This window comes from Amphritea pacifica, assembly GCF_016924145.1.
GTDB lineage: Bacteria > Pseudomonadota > Gammaproteobacteria > Pseudomonadales > Balneatricaceae > Amphritea > Amphritea pacifica.
The window spans coordinates 1-255 of record NZ_JAFFZO010000238.1; the positions used below are offsets into that span (position 1 = coordinate 1).

A 255-nucleotide genomic window follows, 5' to 3' on the forward strand; every position below is an offset into this window, starting at 1 on the left:
GTCGTGATGTGATTCGTTTCCAGGGCTATCGCAAACAGTGCCGTGTTTGCCCTCTGAAAGGACAATGCCTGAGGACACCGAACCAGCAGGAAGGGCGTCAGGTGAGTTTTTATCCAAAAGCGAACACACCGGAAGTCAGCTATATGGATCGGATGAAAGAGAAGATCGACAGTCCGATGGGACGCCATATCTATAGTCAACGTTTAGGTACGGTAGAGCCGGTGTTCGGTAATCTGGAAAGCAACAAAGGCCTGA

At 50.2% G+C, this 255-nt stretch carries 1 protein-coding gene; it reads left to right on the forward strand.

Features of this window, described 5'->3' with window-relative positions; all coding sequences use genetic code 11:
* On the forward strand, positions 1–255 hold a 255-nt coding region (locus JW499_RS22185; protein ID WP_205212567.1), incomplete at both ends, for a transposase.